Below are 16,932 nucleotides of genomic sequence, written 5' to 3' on the forward strand. Positions count from 1 at the left end.
GAGCATGCCGGGCCGGCGCTGCGTGGGAGAGGTGTGTGGCCCGGTTGTAACCCGGACGGGGTCCTTGCGGTGGTGAGATCTGGGCAACGTGGCCCTGCGACCCGTCCGGGTACTGATCGCGGACGACCAGATGGTGGTACGCGAGGGCTTCGCGGTCCTGTTGGGCGGAATGCCGGACATCGAGGAGATCGCCGAGCGGCTGGTGGTGGCGGAGCCGACGACCAAGACCCATGTCAGCCGCGTCCTGGTGAGGTTGGGGCTGCGGGACCGTAGGCAGGCGGCGCTGATCGCGCACGAGGCGAGGACGGTCACGCTGGGGCGAGCGCTTGTCCGCGGCACCCCCGGGTCTGGTGCGAGCCGCCGTGCGTTCAGAACTCGGTGTCCCCACCGGCGAAACGTACGGGTGACACCAGGGCGATGCGGATCAGGCCGGGTTCGGGAGGAGGGGCGTCGTAGACGTAGGTGACAGTGAGTGCGGGGCGGAGACCCGTGCCTTCGAGGCGCGTCGTGAAGATCTTCATGCCACCGGCGGCGCCTTGTGCTCTCCGACCGAGTGCCGGGTTCTTCTCCAACTCGGCTCGCAAGGTCTCGACAGCCTCAAGTGCTCCGCCGCCGATGGCGAGGCAGCGAGCGCGGGCCTCACGGGTGATCTCGGCGACGGTCGGCTGCTGGTCGTCGTTCACCGATCGTTTTCCCGAGCCGAGCGGATTTCGGCGACGGCCGCGGCGACGGCTGAGTCGAAGGAGGGGTCCTGGCGCGCGATGATTCGGCCGCGGAACTCCTCGACGAGGCGGACGACGCCCGAGAGGTCCGCCGGGTCGGCATGGTTGATCTCGCGGGCCAGCTCGGCCTCGAAGTCGTCAGCGTCGCCGGGGAAGCCGTAGCCCATGGTGAGGGCGGCACGGAGCTCCCCGATGGTGCGCACGGAGGGGAGGCTGGGCTGGCCGGACTCTGCCGGTCGGGTGGTCATGGCGGCGGCTCCCTTTCGCGGTGTCGCTTTCACGGTACCCGGACGATTCCGTACGGTGCCTCTCACGCTGCGCCCAGTTCGCACCAGACGTACTTGCCGCGGTTGCCGTTCCTGGACTGCGGTTGCCAGCCCCATTGGTCGGCGCAGGCCCGGACCAGTGCGAGGCCGCGGCCGTCCTCGGTGGTGGTGAGGTGCTCCCACGCCTGTGGTGGCTCGGGCGGTTCGGGGTTCGCGTCCCAGGCGCCGATGCGGAGAGTGCCGGGCGACCAGGAGACTCGTAGGGCGGCGGGGCCGGCGGTGTGCCGTACGGCGTTGGCGATCAGCTCCGTGGCGAGGAGTTCGGCGGTGTCGACGAGGCCGATGAGGCCGTGGACGGTGAGGATCAGCCGGAGGGTGCGGCGACTGATCGTGACGGCACGGGGGTCGTTGGGGATCTGGAGTGCGTACTCCCAGGGAGTGCTTTCGGGCATGGGTGAACTCCGTTTGTGGGGTGGGGAGTTGGCGTTCAGGGCCGGTGGCAGTGCCGCAGCCGTCGTGGCAGGACGGAGCGGTGCGCTTCCGGGCCCCGGGGTTTCGCAGGGTGTGCGTCGCAGCACTGACGGTAGTGCAAAAAATTTTGTCAGCGCAAGCGGGTGTCGTAATCTGACCCTCGAACGAGGCAAGCCGGTAAGGCGGTTGAGGAGAGGTATGGCACCTAGGAGCCAGCCCACAGCGAGGCAGGTGCGCCTGGGCGCGGAACTGCGTCGGCTGAGGGAAGCGGCCGGGCTGAAGGCCCGTGAGGTGGCCGGCCTGCTCAATTCGACGTCGGCCCAGATGAGCCAGGTGGAGGCGGGCAACGTCGGCGTCAGCGAGGAGCGGGTGCGACGCCTTGCCGCCCACTACGCCTGCACGGACACGGAGTTGATCGACGCGCTCGTGGCGATGGCGACCGATCGCACGCGTGGCTGGTGGGAGGAGTACCGGGGAGTGCTGCCGCCGGCGTTCCTCGACACCGCCGAGGCCGAGCATCACGCAACATTCCTTCGCGAGGTCGTGATCATGCTCGTTCCCGGGCTGCTCCAGACCTCCGACTACGCTCGCGCCGTCTACTCGTACATGAGCCCCGAGCTTCCCGAGAACGAGGTGGCCCTACGCGTTGAACATCGGCTGAACCGGCGCGTCGTCATCGAAGGCGACGATCCCACCCCCTACGAGACGGTCATCCACGAGTTCGCTCTGCGTGTCCAAGTGTCGGCTCGCCGGGCGTCACTCGCTCAACTCGGCTTCATCCTGGAGGAGATCGAGAAGGGGCACGCCATTGTGAGGGTCATTCCCGTCGACTACGTGGGTTTCGCGGGTGCCGGAGCCTCCATGATGTATCTGAGTGGCCCCGTGCCCCGATTGGACACCGGGTTGCGCGACTCGCCGACCGGTGTCGGCTTCTCCGATGCGGAGGCCCAGCTGGAAAAGCTCCGCACGCTGTTCCATAAGGTGAGGAGCGCGTCACTGGATCCGGTGGCGTCGCGGGACTTCATCCACCGGCTGACTAAGGAACTGTAATGAACTGGCGGAAGTCGACGTACTCCAGCGGCGGCGACGGCGACACGTGCGTCGAGATAGCCACCCTCTCCACCCGCACAGCCGTCCGCGACTCCAAGCTCCCCACCCGCGCCACCCTCTCCTTCCCCACTCCCGCCTTCACGGCCCTCGTCGATCACATCAAGGGCGGCAGCCCTGAGCTGTCGGCACCAACCGGCCTCCGGTCACGCCAGGGCACCTGATCACGTACCTGAAATACGACCCGCCGCGCCCTCCGGCCACGCCGCCGACAGCAGGTTGGGCAGGGCGCTCGCCGTCATGCCGGCCGCGCCGATCCACAAGGTGGCCGTAGCGCCGAAGACGGTTCCCGCGGCTCCGCCCAGCAGGCCGCCCAGGGGAATGCCGCCCCAGGACACGAAGCGCGCGGTCGCGCTCATCCGGCCCAGGAGCCGGTCGGGGGTGAGGGTCTGTTGGAGGCTCGCCTGCGCCACCACGCGGACGACTCCGCCCAGCGACAGGGCCGCGAGCCCGAGCGCCGCCGCGCACAGGGTCCACCCCGGCCGGGCCAACGCCATCAGGGCGGTCGGCGGGCAGGTGATCAGTGGCGCGAGCCGGATGACGCGAGCCTGGCCGAGCCGGTGCGAGAGCCTGGTCGCCGTCAGTGCGCCCAGCAGGGCACCGCAGCCCATGCCCGACAGCACGACACCGATGCCGAAGGAGCCGAGACCCATGTCCCGCTCCAGGAAGACCAGCAGCATGGTCTGGTACATGACCAGGAAGAGATTGAACATCGCGTCCCCCATCACGATCGCGCGGAGTGCGGGATGGCCGACGACGAACCTCAGCCCTTCCCTTATGTCCCGGGCCAGTTGGGGCCGAGAACCCGCCTCCGGACCGGGCTCCGGCTTCTGTTCGGGCTTGCGGATGCCGAGCGCGAGCAGTCCCGACAGGGCCATCCCCGCCGAGCTGACCAGGAGCGTCGCGGGGGCTCCGGCCCAGCCGACGAGCGGCCCCGCCACCCCGGGCCCGCTGATGCTGGTCACCGAGCGGATGGCCGAGAGCTTCGCGTTTCCCTCCACCAGGTTCCCGCGGCCCACCAGGTGCGGCAGGTAGCTGACGTAGGCGACGTCGAAGAAGACGGTCAGGACTCCATGGGTCAGGGCGACCGCGTAGAGCCACCAGATGGTCAGGAGGCCTGCCCACCACGCCGTCGGTACGGTCGCGAGGACCAGCGCCCTGGCGAGGTCGGTGCTGATCATCACCGGCCGTTTGCGCATCCGGTCCACCCAGGCGCCGGCCGGCAGTCCGACCAGGAGCGAGCCCGCCGTGGTGGCCGCGGTCAGCAGGCCGACCTGGAACTCGTCGGCGCGCAACGCCACGATGGCGACCAGCGGCAACGCCAGGAAGATGACGCGGTCGCCCAGCTGGCCGAGCGCGGTCGCGGCGGACAGCCGTCCGAAGTCGGGATCGCGAAGGAGCCCGAGCCGGGAGGGCGTTGGCGGATGTGGGGAGGGAATCGGCGGGTGCGGGGAGGGAGTTGGCATGCTACGGCCGGTCCACCGCGAACTCGTAGACCACTTCCCTGCGTACGTCGGGTATGACAAGGTCGGCGGTCTCCACCGGACGTCCGTCGGTGGCGTAGATGGTCCGCTCGATCCGGAGCACCAGGTCCCCGAGGCTGATCCCCAGGAGGTTCGCCTGTTCCTGGGTGGCACGGGCCGGGCGCGGGAGTTCGACCACGGTCTCGACCTCCACGCCGAGGGAACGCATGCGCTCCACCACCCCCTTTCCCGCGAGCGGTCCCCGCTCGGGCAGCACGACCGGCGTTCCGGCCGTGAGGGCCATCGGCTCCCAGGAGGCGGAGAGCTGGACGGGCTGCCCGTCGGCCAGGAACTCGTAGTGCGTGCGGACGCAGAGGTCCCCGGGGCTGATGGCGAGGCGCTCGGCGATGTCCTCGGGCGCGGGGACACGCGTCTGGCTGTGCGCGTCCCAGGCCTGGGCCCGGCCCCGCTCGGTCAGGCCGGCGCGGCTGTGTTCGCGGTGCCGGGAGCGGATCATGCGCAGGCGTTCGCGCGGCGACCGGACGTAGGTGCCCGAGCCCGCGCGTCCTTCGAGGAGGCCCCGGGCGATCAGGTGGTCCACTGCCCGTTGCGTGACGTTGCGCCCCACGCCGTACTCCTCGGCGAGCCGCGCCCGCGACGGCAGCCGCCCCCCGATCTCCCACTCTCCCGCGAGGATGCGTGTGCGCAGCGCGTCGGCGACCGCCAGATAGGGCGCCTCTCGGGGCATGGCCGACTCTCCTCTTCATCTGGTCTCCATCCGGTGATCCCGGACGGCGTTGGCAAGCTACCGCGCCGGGCGGAAGCTACTGGAGCAGAAAGTGGAGCAGAAACACGCAGGGGTGACCGGCGGTCCCGCCGCCTCCCGGGTCACCGGGATCACGCGGGTCGCCCCTGGTCAGACCGGGTGCTGTCGGGCTAGCGTCCGTGCATGGCAGCCTTTGACCCCTGGGACCCCGCGTTCGTCGACGACCCGTACCCCGCCTACGCCGAACTGCGCGACCGGGGCCGGGTCACCTACTACGAGCCCACCGACCAGTGGCTGGTGCCCCGCCACGCGGACGTCTCGGCGCTGCTGCGCGACCGCCGTCTCGGCCGCACGTATCAACACCGCTTCACCCACGAGGACTTCGGCCGTACGGCGCCCCCGCCCGAGCACGAGCCCTTCCACACCCTCAACGACCACGGCATGCTCGACCTGGAGCCCCCGGACCACACCCGCATCCGGCGCCTGGTGTCGAAGGCGTTCACCCCGCGCACGGTCGAGCAACTGAAGCCGTACGTCAGCCGGTTGGCCGGTGAGCTGGTGGACGGACTGGTGGCCCGGGGCGGCGGCGATCTGCTCACGGACGTGGCCGAACCCCTCCCCGTCGCGGTGATCGCCGAGATGCTCGGCATCCCGGAGTCCGACCGCGCCCCGCTGCGTCCCTGGTCGGCGGACATCTGCGGGATGTACGAGCTGAGCCCGTCCGAGGACACGGCGGCCAAGGCGGTCCGCGCGTCGAACGAATTCTCCTCGTATCTACGCGAGTTGATCGCGGCCCGGCGCAAGGAACCCGGCGACGACCTCGTCTCCGGCATGATCGCGGCCCACGACGAGGACGACGACCGCCTCACCGAACAGGAGCTGATCTCCACCGCCGTACTGCTGCTCAACGCGGGTCACGAGGCGACGGTGAACGCCACGGTCAATGGGTGGTGGGCGCTGTTCCGCCACCCCGAGCAGCTGGCGGCGCTGCGCGCGGACCACTCGCTGATCCCGTCAGCCGTCGAGGAGTTGATGCGCTACGACACCCCGCTCCAGCTCTTCGAACGGTGGGTGCTGGACGAGATCGAGATCGACGGCACGGTGATCCCGAGGGGCGCGGAGATCGCGATGCTGTTCGGCGCGGCCAACCACGACCCCGCCGTCTTCACCGACCCGGAGCGCCTCGACCTCACCCGCGCCGACAACCCGCACATCAGCTTCAGCGCGGGCATCCACTACTGCATCGGCGCGCCCCTGGCCCGTATCGAACTGGCCGCCTCCATGCGGGCGTTGCTGGAACGGGCCCCCACGCTCACCCTCGCGGCGGACCCGGTCCGCAAGCCGAACTTCGTGATCCGGGGGCTGGAGGGGCTGAGCGTCGCGCTCTGACGGCCCGCGCCGCTATCCGGCCCCGCCGCCCCGCGGTCCCTGTGACTGGCGTCCGCCGGTCCGGGTCGGGCGGGGGGCCGGCAGCTCCCGCAGGCGTTCGACGTGGCGGTGCTGGAGGTCGCGGGCGAAGGTCAGATAGTCGATGAACAGTTCCAGCTGGTCGGGGGTGTAGCGCTCGCGCACCGCCCGCCCGGCCTCGTCGAGGAACGGTCCCATCAGGCCGAAGGCGCGCTGCGCGGCCTCGGGGGTGACGCGGATCAGGGTCTTGCGCCGGTCGTCGGGGTGTGGGGTGCGGGTGAGGTAGGCGAGTTTCTCCAGCCGGTCGAGCATCGTGGTGACGCTCCCGGTGGTCAGCCCCAGCTGTCGGCTCAGCTCGCGCGGGGTGGCCTCCTGCACCGACAGCAGGATCTCCAGACAGCGCAGGTCGGTCTCGTTGACACCCATCAGGCGGGCCAGCTCGCGGTCGAAGTCGTCGACGGCGGCCTGGTAGCGCTGGACCACGGTGCCGAGCCGCGCCTCGACCGAGCCCGAGTCCCCGCCCACACCCGACTCCGTTCCGCTTGACATTCGAGATATCTCCCAGCATCGTAACCATCGGCTTTTAACTTGAAAGCCAAGATGTATGAAAGTCGAGCGATCCTGGAGTCCGAGCCATGTCGTCCCGCACGTCCCACACGACCAACACCACGAACGTAGCCGCTGACGGCGACGGGGCACCGGTGCCCTATCCCAAACGCTGGGCCGCGGCGTTCGTGATGATCCTCGCCGCGCTGCTCGACATGATCGACGGATCGATCGTGAACACCGCGCTGCCGTCCATCGGCAAGGGGCTCAAGGCCACCCCCGCCGACCTCCAGTGGACGGTGTCGGCGTACCTGCTCGGCTTCGCCGCCACGCTGATCATCGCCGGGCACCTCGGCGACCGTTACGGCCGCAAGAAGCTGTTCCTGCTCGGTGTCACCGCGTTCGCGCTGACGAGTCTGACCAGCGCACTCGCCACCTCCGCCGGGGTGCTCGTCGCCTCGCGCGGCCTCCAGGGCATGGCCGCGGCCGTGATCATGCCGCAGATCCTCGCCTCGTTCCGGACGATGTTCGACGGCGAGGAGCGCGGCAAGGCGTTCGCCCTGTACGGGGCGATCGCCGGCCTCTCGACGGCCGTGGGCGTGCTGCTCGGCGGCGTGCTGACCGACTGGGACCTGTTCGGCTGGGGCTGGCGCACGATCTTCGTGATCAATCTCCCGCTGGCCGTCCTCGTCCTGGTCCTGGGCGTCAAGTGGATCCCCGCCTCGAAGGACCACGCGTTCCGCGGCCGTATCGACGTCCTCGGCAACCTCGTGCTCGCCGCGGGGCTGGTCGCGATCGTGCTGCCGCTGGTCCAGGGCCGTTCCAACGGCTGGCCGCTGTGGGGCTGGCTCTGCCTGGCCGCCGGTGTCGCCGCGCTCGTCGCCCTGACCGTCTCGGAGAAGAAGCGCGGCATCGAACACCCGCTCCTCCCCACGGGCCTGTTCCACAAGCCCGCCTTCAGCGCCGGCCTGCTGGTCCAACTCCTCTTCTACGGCGGCATGTCCGGCTTCTTCCTGGTCTTCACCGTCTGGCTGCAGTCCGGGCAGGGCTACTCCCCGACCGGGGCCGGTCTGCTGATGGTCGCCTTCAGCGCGGGCTCGATCCTCTCCGCCCCGGCGGTCGACCCGCTGGTCGCGAAGTTCGGCCGGAGCGTGCTGATCCTGGGCGCGCTGGTGATGGCGGGCGGTCTGTTCTGGGTCCGGCACGAGGCCCAGGACGCGGCCCAAGTCCACACCGGTGCCTGGCCGTTGGTCCCGGGACTGTTCCTTGCCGGGGTCGGTCTGATCTTCCTGATCATCCCGCTGGTGAACACCATCCTGAGCACCGTGCCGGGCGAGTTGGCGGGCGGCGCCTCCGGAATCCTGTCCACGGCCCAGCAGTTCGGCGGGGCGCTCGGCGTCGCGGTCATCGGCAACGCGTTCTTCTCCCACGCCGGCGCGGGCCTCACCGACGCGATCGTCCACGCGGGCCCGTGGGCCATCGGCGCGTATCTGCTGTGCGCGGCGCTGTGCCTGGCGCTGCCCCGCAAGGCGGTCGGCAACCAGGCCGAGCCGGCCCTCTGACGGGCCCCTGCGAAGGCCAAGTGCCTTGATCCGGGCGGCAGTTCGACCGCCGCCCGCGCCGACCGGTCTCAGCCGGGGCGGCGGACGATCGCGATCTCGACCGTGTCGCGTACGCCGACCGTGCGCAGCGCGTCGATGAAGACCTCCGCGAGCCAGGCCGCGGCGTCGGGTGTCCACTCGGGCAGGTCGCACGCGAACGTCGCACGGTCGTACGCCCCGGCTCGGCGTCCGGCGCGTCCGGCGTCCATGGGCGCGCCCGCCCGGCCCGCACCTGCGCCGGTGCCCGCGCCCGTAACCTTCCCCGTGCCTTCGGTGACCTGTTCCGCGTGGAGCTGTCCGTGGCCGCGCTGTACGACCAGTTCGCGCACCCGTTCCGCCGCGGTGCCGACCGGGCCCAGGACGGAGACGACCACCTCCGTCCGCGCGTCCGGTGCGGACAGGGCGAACCAGTCGGCGTCCCCCACCAGGTCGAACCGGATGTCCGGCGCGAGCTGTACCGGCACCCGCACCGTCAGCCCCGTGAAGTCCGACTCGCCCACGCGGGCCAGGGAGTCGGTCATGACCCGGGTCATCGGCAGGACGGGCAGATGCTGTTCGCGCAGTCCGGTCGCGGGATACCCGGTCAGCCACGCGAGCCGCCGCACCCGACCGTCCTGCGACCAGTCCCCGCCGGCGTCCGCGTGGCCCCAACGCTGACCGCCGAGTTCCGATCCGGCGCTGAAGCGGGTGGAACTCCAGCCGTAGGCGGCGGCCCGTTTGACCACCAGGGAGAACAGGTCCTCGTCCAGGTCGTGGTCCGCGCCGACCTGTCCGGTCCAGGCGTGCTCACGCAGCACCCCGTGGACCTCGACGGTCATCGTGAGATCGACGCCGTCGTCACCGTCGTCCGCGTCCTGCGCCGAGCCCGTGCCCAAAGCCGCCTCCTGTCCCATCAGCCGACGCCGCAGCGGTACGTCCTGGCCGGGGTCTCCAGCTTGTTGGGCGAGTCGGCGACCCCGATGATGTCGACGTCGACCACGCTGCGCCAGGTCGTCTTCTTCGTTCCGACGCAGGTGAAGCGCGCGTTCGCCCTGCGGGCGCTGCCGCCGCCCTGCTTGACGGTCTTGTGGCCGGTCGCCACCGTATGCCAGTGCCCGCCGTCCTTGACCTGGAGGTCGACGGTGACTTTCGCCTTGGCTCCCCGGCTGTCGCTGTCCAGCCACCAGCCGTGCGCCGAGGCGGTGGCGGGCGGGGTGCTGGAGAAGTGCACGTAGTCCCCGCCGGTCTGGAAGACCTCGACCGGGTCGGACGGGCCGGGGACGGACGCGGCAGGTCCCGGGTCCGGATCGTCGGCCCGGGCCGGGGTGGAGAGGAGCGGGCCGGCGGCGAGCGCGGCCATGAGGGTCGCCATGACGAGGGACTTCGCGCGCAAGGGGCAACTCCTGGAGAGACGGGGCAAGTCGGTCGACAAGATCGTCTCCGTGCCGCCCCCGCTCCTCACCTCATGGCGAACCGGGACGTTTGTTCGAGGGGTTGTCGGCCGAGCACCCCGGATGCTGCCGCGCCGCCCGGCTGTCCGCCGCGCCGGAGGTTCCCGCACCCGGCGCGATCAGGTCGTGAGGTCGCGTCGCCGTAGAGCCGCCAGTCCTACGGCGACCAGGGCGGCGGCGATCCCCGTGAGGGCCGCCACCGCTCCCCACGCCATGTCCCCGCCCGGCAGCTTCGGCAGGTGGCCGAAGGGGGAGAGGTCCAGGACCGCCTGGGGGAGGTTCAGCGCGGGGCCGATCCAGCCGAGGAGGAGGGCGAGGCCGGCCGCTGCCCAGGAGAGTGGGGACAGGCGGGGGGAGAGGCCGTGGAGGAGGACCGCGAGGGCGCCCAGGGTCCAGATCGCCGGGAGTTGGACCAGGGTGGCGGCGAGGATGGGGCCGGGCTCGGCGCCGTAGCCGAGGGTGAGGCCCAGGCCGCTCAGGAGCATGATCAGGGCCGCGCCGGCGAAGGCGATCGTCAGATGGCCGGCCGCCCAGCGCAGGCGGCCCACCGCGTTCGCGAGGATCGGTTCGGCGCGTCCGGTCGTTTCCTCGCTGTGCAGGCGTAGGACGGACGAGACGGCGTAGAGCGCGGCCAGCATGCCGAACATACCGACCATCGTGGCCAGGAACGCGTCCTCGATGCCGGACTGGCCGCCCATCCGCTCGATGATCTCGCGGGTCCTGGCGTTGTCGCCGACCAGGTCCGCCGCGCCCTTGGTGATGCCGCCGAAGGCGACCCCGGCCGCGAAGAAGCCGAGGCTCCAGCCCAGGACGCTGCCCCGTTGGAGGCGCCAGGCCAGTGCCGCCGCCGTGCCGAGGCGGCCGTTCGCCGGGCCGGGGCGGGCGGGTACGAAGCTCATGCCAACGTCCCGGCGGCCTGCCAACTCGTAGGCCAGGGAGCCTTGGAGGAGCGCCGCCGCCGCGAACAGGCCGAGCACCCACCAGCGTTCGGACGCGAACGGGCGCAGGTTCTCCAGCCAGCCGATCGGGGAGATCCAAGTCGCGGGCGAGGAGGCGTCGTTGGTCGTCGCGTCGCCCACTGCCCGGAGCACGAACGCCGTTCCGACCAGGCCGCCGGTCAGGCCCTTCGCCAGCCTCCCGCTGTCCGTGAACTGCGCGACGATCGCCGCGAGCGTCGCGAACACCATGCCCACTCCGCCGATGCCGAGGCCGAGGGCCAGGGCTCCCGCCGTGCCTTGGCCGGCCAGCCCGGCCGTGATCAGCAGTGCCAGCGCGGAGTCGGCGACGAACGCCGTCAGCAGGGCCGCCGTCAGCGGGGCGCGGCGGCCCACCATCGCCGAGGAGACCAGTTCCTGGCGGCCGCTCTCCTCCTCGTCACGGGTGTGCCGTACCACGACGATCAGGCTCATGATCCCGGCGAGGATCGCGGCGTAGCCGCCGATGCGCCAGGCGGTGAGGCCGCCCAGGGAGTCGCTGAACACCGGGCCGTAGGTGGCGCGGAGCGAGCTGTTGGTGAGCATCTGGCGGGCGATGTCGGCGCGTTCGGCCGGGGTGGAGTAGACGCTCTTCAGGGAGCCGGGGAGGGACAGGACCAGCAGGGCCGTCACCGCGACCCAGGCCGGGATCACCACCCGGTCGCGGCGCAGGTTGAAGCGCAACAGGGCGCCGGTGCCCGCGAGTTGGCGTGAGCCGCCGGTGCGCAGGGCGAACGTGGCGGTCGTCATTCCGACCCCTGCTCCTGGTAGTGGCGCAGGAAGAGTTCCTCCAGCGTCGGTGGCTTCGAGGTGAGCGACCGTACGCCCGAGTCGCTCAACGACCGCAGTACGGCGTTGAGTTGGTCCGTCTCTACCTGGAGGCGGACGCGATGGCCCTGTACGTCGAGGTCGTGCACGCCGGGAAGGGCGGCCAATCCGTTGGGCGGGCCGGTGAGTTCGGCGCTCACGCTGGTGCGGGTGAGGTGGCGCAGGTCGGCCAGTGAACCGCTCTCCACCGTGCGGCCCTTGCGGATGATGCTCACGCGGTCGCACAACTCCTCGACCTCGCTGAGGATGTGGGAGGAGAGCAGGATCGTCCGGCCCCGGTCGCGTTCCTCCTCCACGCAGCGCTGGAAGACCTCCTCCATGAGCGGGTCGAGGCCCGAGGTCGGTTCGTCCAGGATCAGCAGGTCGACGTCCGAGGCGAACGCGGCGACCAGGGCGACCTTCTGGCGGTTGCCCTTGGAGTACGTGCGGCCCTTTTTGGTGGGGTCGAGTTCGAAGCGGTCGATCAGGTCGGCGCGGCGGGTCCTGTCGAGGCCGCCGCGCAACTTGCCGTAGAGATCGATGACTTCGCCGCCGGAGAGGTTGCGCCAGAGGGTGACGTCGCCGGGGACGTAGGCGACCCGGCGGTGCAGTTCGACCGCGTCGGCCCAGGGGTCGCGGCCCAGGAGCTGGGCGGCGCCCGAGTCGGCGCGCAGCAGGCCGAGCAGGACGCGGATCGTCGTGGACTTGCCGGAGCCGTTGGGGCCGAGGAAGCCGTGCACCTCGCCGGTCTCGACGTCCAGGTCGAGGCCGGCGAGGGCTTGTGTCTTACCGAACGACTTGTGCAGTCCGGAGACGGTGATTGCCTTCGTCATGGAGCCGAACGTACGCTTCTTTCAGAACTTTGTGAAGTTAAGGAAGTGTATGAAGCGCGGGTAAGGTTGGATCTATGACGGATGGGACGGAGCGGGACCAGGAGGCGGTCTCGAAATTCGTGGAAGGTTTCGCGGCGCAGCTTGTCGAGGCCGGTATGCAGCGGATGCCAGCGCGGGTGTTCGCCGCGCTGCTGTCTTCCGACGACGGTGCGATGACCTCGGCGGAGCTGGGCGAACAACTGCGGATCAGCCCGGCCGGGGTCTCTGGGGCGGTGCGGTATCTGGCCCAGACGCACATGGTCTCGCGCGAGCGGGAACCCGGGTCGCGTCGGGAGCGGTATGTGGTGCACGGAGATCAGTGGTACGAGGCGTTGACCAATCGCGAGGCCCTGATCAAGCGGTGGGAGGGGGCTCTGCGGGAAGGGGTCAACAGCCTAGGCGCGGAGACGCCTGCGGGGCGTCGGATGGCCGAGACGCTCGCGTTCTTCGAGTTCGTCGACGTGGAGATCGTGGCGATGATGGAGCGGTGGCGGGTTCACCGTGAAACGCGCTTCGGTGGACTCGCCTAAGGGGCGCGGGGAACTGCGCGACCAGCCACGACGCTCCCGCAGATTCGTACTCGTCTGCGGCCCGGTGGTGGGCTGGTCGCGCAGTTCCCCGCGCCCCTGAAGACAAAAGACAAAGGCCGTTAGCGCTCCTTGGTTTCTTCCAGGACCGTGCGGCCGAGCAAGGCGTAGCGCTCAGGGGACCGGCGCTTCAAGTACTGGGCGTAGCCGATGCCCGTCGCCGCGACCAGGGCCACCAGCCAGGGCGTTGCCTTCAGGAGGAGTGAGTCGGACTCCGCGCCCGCCGCCACGCTCATGTTGGAGACGAGGAGCAGGACCACCGCCAGCATCGCGATGCCGCCGAGGAGCGGGGCGGTGAAGGTCTTGAACCAGTGGCGGCTCTCGGGGTGGTGGGTGCGGAAGTACGCCAGTACCGCGAACGAGCACACCGCCTGCACGACCAGGATGGCCATCGTGCCGAGGATGGCGAGCAGGACGTACATCGCGTTGGCCGGGTCCTTGCTCGTGGCCCAGAACGCGAGGATCAGGGCGGCGCTGATCACGGTCTGTACGAAGCCCGCGATGTGCGGGGAGCCGTGCTTGGCGTGGGTGCGGCCGATGGTGTTCTTGAGGGAGGGGAGGACGCCCTCGCGGCCCAGCGCGTACATGTAGCGGCTGGCGCAGTTGTGGAAGGCCATGCCGCAGGCGAGCGAGCCGGTGATCATCAGCCACTGCATGAGGTCGACCGCCCAGTGGCCGACGTAGTGCTCGGTGGGGTTGAAGAAGAGGGCGAGCGGGTTCGCGGACGAGGCGACCTTGACGGCCTCCGTCTCGCCGTTGCCGATGATGGCCATCCAGGAGACGAAGACGTAGAAGACGCCGACGCCGAGGACCGAGATCATCGTGGCCTTGGGGATGATCTTCTTGGGGTCGCGGGACTCCTCGCCGTACATGGCCGTCGACTCGAAGCCGACCCAGGACCAGAAGGCGAAGAAGAGACCGAGTCCGGCGCTCGTCCCCTTGAAGGCGTTGACCGGGTTGACCGGGGCGAAGGTGAAGCCGTGCGGGCCGCCGCCGTGCAGGGCGACCGAGATCGCCATCGCGGCCAGGACGGTCACCTCCGTGCCGAGGAGGACGACGAGCAGCTTCTCCGCGACCGAGACGCCGAACCAGGTGCCCGTCGCGTTGACGGCCAGCATCACGATCGCGCAGGCCCACCACGGGACGTCAAGTCCCGTCTGGTCCTTGAGGGTTCCGGTGGCGAAGACCGAGAAGATGCCGATCAGCGCCGGCTCGAACACGACGTACGCGAAGGTGGCGAGGAGGCCGGAGGCGAGGCCGACGGTGCGGCCCAGGCCGTAGGAGATGAAGCCGTAGAAGGCGCCCGTCGAGGTGATGTGCTTGGCCATCGAGGTGAAGCCGACGGAAAAGATTGCCAGGACGACCATTGCGACGAGGTAGCTCGCCGGGGCGCCTATGCCGTTGCCGGACGAGACCATGAAGGGCACGTTGCCGGTCATCGCGGTGATCGGGGCGGCAGTCGCGACGGCCATGAAGACCACGCCCAGCAGGCCGATGGCGTTGGGCTTGAGCCGGTGAACGGCGCCGTCCTCGCTTGTGTTCGCCGCGGGGGCGAGTCCTTCGTCCACTGCCATCGGGATGGCTCCTCTCCTGCTGCTCGGGTGGGTCTACGGTGCGGAACTCTGTCGGCCGAATGAGTCGGGCAAGGGTTGCGGCGCGTTAAATGTTTGTCAACCAGACCTTTAGAAATCTGAGGAAATCCGGTGGCAACACGGGCCTCGTACGGTCGCCGTCATGAGTACGTACACCTCGACCCTCGGCGGCCACCGCTACCGCTTCGGCTCCCTCGCGCGGCTGCTCGCCGCCGCGAGCCCCGAGCGGTCCGGCGACCGGCTGGCGGGGCTGGCGGCCGAGAGTGCCCAGGAGCGGGTGGCGGCGCGGTGGGCGCTGGCGGACGTACCGCTGACCGCCTTTCTCGCCGAGCCGGTGATCCCCTACGAGACCGACGACGTGACCCGGCTGATCGTCGACACGCATGACGCGGGTGCGTTCGCTGCGGTGGGCGGGTTGTCCGTGGGCGGGTTCCGGGAGTGGCTGCTGGCGGCCGACTCCGCTCAACTGGCCGCTGTAGCAGCCGGGTTGACGCCGGAGATGGTGGCGGCCGTGTCCAAGCTGATGGGCAACGCGGATCTGGTCGCCGTCGCGCGCAAGGTGCGGGTCGTCACCGCCTTCCGGTCGACGATCGGGCTGCCGGGGCGGCTCGCCACCCGGCTCCAGCCCAACCACCCCACCGACGACCCGGCGGGCGTGGCCGCGGCCCTCCTCGACGGGCTGCTGCTCGGCTCCGGCGACGCGGTCATCGGCATCAACCCGGCGACCGACAGCCCCAAGGCGGTACGGGACCTGCTGGAACTCCTCGACGGGGTCATCCAGCGGTACGCCATCCCCACCCAGTCCTGCGTCCTGTCCCACGTCACGACCAGCATGGACCTGATGGAGCGCGGGGCGCCGGTCGACCTCGTCTTCCAGTCCATCGCGGGCACCCAGGCGGCCAACGCGTCCTTCGGCGTCACGCTGGGGCTGTTGGACGAGGCCCACGAGGCGGCGAAGGCGCTCGGCCGGGGCACGGTCGGCTCCAACGTCATGTACTTCGAGACCGGCCAGGGCAGCGCGCTCTCCGCCGACGCGCACCACGGGGTGGACCAGCAGACGGTGGAGGCACGGGCGTACGCGGTCGCCCGCCGCTACGACCCGCTGCTCGTGAACACGGTGGTCGGCTTCATCGGCCCGGAGTACCTCTACGACGGCCGGCAGATCCTCCGCGCCGCCCTGGAGGACCACTTCTGCGGCAAGGTGCTCGGCCTGCCGATGGGCCTGGACATCTGCTACACCAACCACGCCGACGCGGACGACGACGACATCGCCACGATGCTCACCATGCTCGGCGTGGCCGGCGCGGCCTTCGTGATCTGCACCCCGGGCGGCGACGACATCATGCTCAACTACCAATCCGCCTCGTACCACGACGCGTTGTACCTCCGCGAGGTCCTGGGACTGCGCCCGGCACCGGAGTTCGAGGCGTGGCTCGACGGCATCGGCCTGCTGGGTGAGAGCGGCGAGATTCGGGACGTATCGGCTACGGCCCACCCGTTGACGGCGATCGGAAGGGAACTGGCGGCATGACGACCGGTCAAGTGGAGCTGGCGGGCGGGGAGTTGTGGCCGACCCTGCGCCGCCACACGCAGGCGAGGATCGGCCTGGGGCGGGCGGGCTCGGGCCTCCCGACCCACCACCGGCTGGAGTTGCAGGCCGCGCACGCGGCGGCGCGGGACGCGGTCCACTCGCCGTTCGCGCCGGACGTGGTGGCCGCGGCGCTGGGCGGCGAGCCGACGGTACGGGTGCGCAGCGCGGCACCCGACCGGCTCACATACCTCCAACGCCCCGACCTGGGGCGCCGGTTGGACCCCGCCGACCGCGCGCACCTGCCTGTCGGCGACTGGGACGTGGTCTTCGTCGTCGCGGACGGGCTGTCCAGCCGGGCGGTGCACGAGCACGCGGCGGCGATGGTCCGGGCGACGACGGCCCTGCTGCCGACGTCCTGGCAGGTGGCCCCGGTTGTCCTCGCGGAACAGGCCCGCGTGGCCCTCGGCGACGACGTCGCCTCGGCGATGGGCGCGACGATGGTCGTGGTTCTGGTCGGCGAACGCCCCGGGATGTCGGCGGCGGACTCCCTGGGCGCATACCTGACGTACCGCCCGAAGCCGGGGGTCACGACGGACGCGGACAGGAACTGCCTGAGCAACATCCGGCCGCCGTTGGGGCTGACGTATGAGCTGGCGGCGGGGAAGCTGGCGGGGTTGATGGGGAGGGCGCGGGAGTTGGAGATCACGGGGGTGGGGTTGAAGGATGAATCCGATCACATGGAAGTAAGTGGGCGGCTACTCTGAGTTGCGGCTGGTCCGCATCAAGGGGA

18 protein-coding genes and 1 pseudogene are annotated in these 16,932 nt (G+C 70.4%); 8 read left to right on the forward strand and 11 right to left on the reverse strand.

What is annotated here, in order from left to right:
• Positions 1-184: 184 nt before the first annotated feature.
• Positions 185-319 (forward strand): annotated as a pseudogene (locus ACIBJH_RS22020) (LuxR C-terminal-related transcriptional regulator); the annotation flags it as partial.
• A gap of 49 nt (positions 320-368) precedes the next feature.
• Here the strand turns inward: ACIBJH_RS22020 and ACIBJH_RS22025 are convergent.
• From ACIBJH_RS22025 to ACIBJH_RS22035, 3 genes are all read right to left on the reverse strand, one after another.
• The gene (locus ACIBJH_RS22025; protein ID WP_399118623.1) at positions 369-683 is read right to left on the reverse strand and encodes a hypothetical protein; all 315 of its coding nucleotides are present in this window, start codon (positions 681-683) and stop codon (positions 369-371) included.
• Positions 680-970 carry a hypothetical protein gene (locus ACIBJH_RS22030; protein ID WP_399118531.1) on the reverse strand — a complete coding sequence of 97 codons (291 nt, stop codon included), beginning with the start codon at positions 968-970 and terminating at the stop codon, positions 680-682. Before ACIBJH_RS22030 ends, ACIBJH_RS22025 begins: the two co-directional genes overlap by 4 nt.
• A 62-nt stretch (positions 971-1,032) precedes the next feature.
• Positions 1,033-1,440 carry an ATP-binding protein gene (locus ACIBJH_RS22035; protein WP_399118532.1) on the reverse strand — a complete coding sequence of 136 codons (408 nt, stop codon included), beginning with the start codon at positions 1,438-1,440 and terminating at the stop codon, positions 1,033-1,035.
• 217 nt (positions 1,441-1,657) lie between these two features.
• Between ACIBJH_RS22035 and ACIBJH_RS22040 the strand changes: the two genes are divergently transcribed.
• Together ACIBJH_RS22040 and ACIBJH_RS22045 are read left to right on the forward strand one after the other, a co-directional pair.
• Complete coding sequence (locus tag ACIBJH_RS22040) at positions 1,658-2,509, forward strand: helix-turn-helix domain-containing protein (protein WP_399118533.1); 852 nt, start codon at positions 1,658-1,660, stop codon at positions 2,507-2,509.
• The gene (locus ACIBJH_RS22045) at positions 2,509-2,730 is read left to right on the forward strand and encodes a DUF397 domain-containing protein (protein WP_399118534.1); all 222 of its coding nucleotides are present in this window, start codon (positions 2,509-2,511) and stop codon (positions 2,728-2,730) included. Before ACIBJH_RS22040 ends, ACIBJH_RS22045 begins: the two co-directional genes overlap by 1 nt.
• On the opposite strand, the gene ACIBJH_RS22050 is transcribed toward ACIBJH_RS22045, so the two are convergent.
• Both ACIBJH_RS22050 and ACIBJH_RS22055 read right to left on the reverse strand, forming a co-directional pair.
• Positions 2,731-4,032, reverse strand: coding sequence for an MFS transporter (locus tag ACIBJH_RS22050; protein ID WP_399118536.1), 1,302 nt, complete (start codon positions 4,030-4,032; stop codon positions 2,731-2,733). It abuts the gene before it with no gap.
• 1 nt (position 4,033) lies between these two features.
• Complete coding sequence (locus tag ACIBJH_RS22055) at positions 4,034-4,777, reverse strand: GntR family transcriptional regulator (protein ID WP_399118537.1); 744 nt, start codon at positions 4,775-4,777, stop codon at positions 4,034-4,036.
• Positions 4,778-4,978: 201 nt separating this feature from the next.
• On the opposite strand from ACIBJH_RS22055, the gene ACIBJH_RS22060 reads away from it, so the two are divergent.
• A complete protein-coding gene (locus tag ACIBJH_RS22060; protein WP_399118538.1) occupies positions 4,979-6,184 on the forward strand; it encodes a cytochrome P450 in 1,206 nt (401 codons plus the stop codon).
• 12 nt (positions 6,185-6,196) lie between these two features.
• Here the strand turns inward: ACIBJH_RS22060 and ACIBJH_RS22065 are convergent, their stop codons facing one another.
• A complete protein-coding gene (locus ACIBJH_RS22065) occupies positions 6,197-6,751 on the reverse strand; it encodes a MarR family winged helix-turn-helix transcriptional regulator (protein ID WP_399118539.1) in 555 nt (184 codons plus the stop codon).
• An 86-nt stretch (positions 6,752-6,837) separates the two neighbouring features.
• On the opposite strand from ACIBJH_RS22065, the gene ACIBJH_RS22070 reads away from it, so the two are divergent.
• Complete coding sequence (locus ACIBJH_RS22070; RefSeq protein WP_399118540.1) at positions 6,838-8,310, forward strand: MFS transporter; 1,473 nt, start codon at positions 6,838-6,840, stop codon at positions 8,308-8,310.
• A gap of 68 nt (positions 8,311-8,378) precedes the next feature.
• On the opposite strand, the gene ACIBJH_RS22075 is transcribed toward ACIBJH_RS22070, so the two are convergent.
• From ACIBJH_RS22075 to ACIBJH_RS22090, 4 genes are all read right to left on the reverse strand, one after another.
• Complete coding sequence (locus ACIBJH_RS22075; protein ID WP_399118541.1) at positions 8,379-9,224, reverse strand: hypothetical protein; 846 nt, start codon at positions 9,222-9,224, stop codon at positions 8,379-8,381.
• Positions 9,225-9,241: 17 nt separating this feature from the next.
• Complete coding sequence (locus tag ACIBJH_RS22080; RefSeq protein ID WP_399118542.1) at positions 9,242-9,721, reverse strand: hypothetical protein; 480 nt, start codon at positions 9,719-9,721, stop codon at positions 9,242-9,244.
• A 177-nt stretch (positions 9,722-9,898) separates the two neighbouring features.
• Positions 9,899-11,503, reverse strand: coding sequence for an ABC transporter permease (locus tag ACIBJH_RS22085; RefSeq protein WP_399118543.1), 1,605 nt, complete (start codon positions 11,501-11,503; stop codon positions 9,899-9,901).
• Positions 11,500-12,393, reverse strand: coding sequence for an ATP-binding cassette domain-containing protein (locus ACIBJH_RS22090; RefSeq protein WP_399118544.1), 894 nt, complete (start codon positions 12,391-12,393; stop codon positions 11,500-11,502). Before ACIBJH_RS22090 ends, ACIBJH_RS22085 begins: the two co-directional genes overlap by 4 nt.
• Before the next feature lie 74 nt (positions 12,394-12,467).
• On the opposite strand from ACIBJH_RS22090, the gene ACIBJH_RS22095 reads away from it, so the two are divergent.
• A complete protein-coding gene (locus ACIBJH_RS22095) occupies positions 12,468-12,962 on the forward strand; it encodes a GbsR/MarR family transcriptional regulator (RefSeq protein ID WP_399118545.1) in 495 nt (164 codons plus the stop codon).
• Positions 12,963-13,081: 119 nt separating this feature from the next.
• Here ACIBJH_RS22095 and ACIBJH_RS22100 read toward each other — a convergent pair whose 3' ends face one another.
• Positions 13,082-14,593 carry an APC family permease gene (locus ACIBJH_RS22100; protein ID WP_399118546.1) on the reverse strand — a complete coding sequence of 504 codons (1,512 nt, stop codon included), beginning with the start codon at positions 14,591-14,593 and terminating at the stop codon, positions 13,082-13,084.
• A gap of 160 nt (positions 14,594-14,753) precedes the next feature.
• On the opposite strand from ACIBJH_RS22100, the gene ACIBJH_RS22105 reads away from it, so the two are divergent.
• Entirely contained in the window at positions 14,754-16,142 is a 1,389-nt protein-coding gene (locus ACIBJH_RS22105; RefSeq protein ID WP_399118547.1) for an ethanolamine ammonia-lyase subunit EutB, read from the forward strand.
• The gene (gene eutC, locus ACIBJH_RS22110; RefSeq protein ID WP_399118548.1) at positions 16,139-16,906 is read left to right on the forward strand and encodes an ethanolamine ammonia-lyase subunit EutC; all 768 of its coding nucleotides are present in this window, start codon (positions 16,139-16,141) and stop codon (positions 16,904-16,906) included. The genes ACIBJH_RS22105 and eutC overlap by 4 nt, the downstream gene beginning before the upstream one ends.
• Positions 16,907-16,932 lie beyond the last annotated feature (26 nt).

Source organism: Streptomyces sp. NPDC050548 (assembly GCF_044457385.1).
In the GTDB taxonomy this organism is placed as follows: domain Bacteria; phylum Actinomycetota; class Actinomycetes; order Streptomycetales; family Streptomycetaceae; genus Streptomyces.